The sequence below is a fragment of the Reyranella soli genome, assembly GCF_007992495.1.
Taxonomy (GTDB): Bacteria; Pseudomonadota; Alphaproteobacteria; order Reyranellales; family Reyranellaceae; genus Reyranella; species Reyranella soli.
This window is the reverse complement of sequence record NZ_BKAJ01000367.1, coordinates 1-1188: the sequence shown is the minus strand read 5'-3', so window position 1 is coordinate 1188 and position 1188 is coordinate 1. Positions and strand designations below refer to the sequence as shown.

Annotated in this window: 1 protein-coding gene; it reads right to left on the bottom strand. The window is 65.9% G+C overall.

Translation table 11 applies throughout. From position 1 onward, the window contains the following. Positions 1-1185, bottom strand: a 1185-nt coding sequence (gene tuf, locus RSO01_RS46800; RefSeq protein WP_147157480.1) for an elongation factor Tu, incomplete at its 3' end; no start/stop codon positions are given. Between the last annotated feature and the right edge of the window lie 3 nt (positions 1186-1188).

Below are 1188 nucleotides of genomic sequence, written 5' to 3'. Positions count from 1 at the left end.
GACGATTTTGGTGACGACGCCGGCGCCGACGGTACGGCCGCCCTCGCGGATGGCGAAGCGCAGGCCCTCGTCCATGGCGATCGGCTGGATCAGCTCGACCACCATGCGGGCGTTGTCGCCCGGCATCACCATCTCCGTGCCCTCGGGCAGCGACACCACACCGGTCACGTCCGTCGTCCGGAAGTAGAACTGCGGACGGTAGTTCGTGAAGAACGGCGTGTGGCGGCCTCCCTCCTCCTTGGTCAGGATGTAGGCCTCGGCCTCGAAGTTCGTGTGCGGCGTGATCGAGCCCGGCTTGGCCAGGACCTGGCCGCGCTCCACGTCCTCACGGCCAACGCCGCGCAGCAGCGCGCCGATGTTGTCGCCTGCCTCGCCCTGGTCCAAGAGCTTGCGGAACATCTCGACGCCCGTCACCACGGTCTTGGTCGTGGCCTTCAGGCCCACGATCTCGATTTCCTCGCCGACCTTCACAATGCCCCGCTCGACGCGGCCCGTCACAACCGTGCCGCGCCCCGAGATCGAGAACACGTCCTCGATCGGCATCAGGAACGGCTTGTCCTTGTCGCGCGTCGGCTGCGGGATGTAGCGGTCGACCTCTTCCATCAGCTTCAGGATCGACTGCTCGCCCTGCTCAGGGTTCTTGTCCTCGAGCGCCATCAGCGCCGAGCCACGCACCACCGGAATGTCGTCGCCCGGGAACTGGTAGCTCTTCAGAAGCTCACGAACCTCGAGCTCGACCAGGTCCAACAGCTCCGGGTCGTCAACCATGTCGACCTTGTTCATGTACACGACCAGCGCCGGAACGCCGACCTGGCGGGCCAGCAGGATGTGCTCGCGGGTCTGCGGCATCGGGCCGTCGGCCGCCGACACGACCAGGATCGCCCCGTCCATCTGCGCCGCACCCGTGATCATGTTCTTCACGTAGTCGGCATGGCCCGGGCAGTCGACGTGGGCGTAGTGGCGGTTCGTCGTCTCGTACTCGACATGCGCCGTCGAGATCGTGATGCCGCGCTCGCGCTCCTCCGGCGCCTTGTCGATCTGGTCGTACGCCGTGAACGTCGCACCACCCGTCTTCGCCAGGATCTTCGTGATCGCCGCCGTCAGCGACGTCTTGCCATGGTCCACGTGGCCGATCGTCCCGATGTTGCAGTGCGGCTTGTTCCGCTCAAACTTCGCCTTCGACATGGT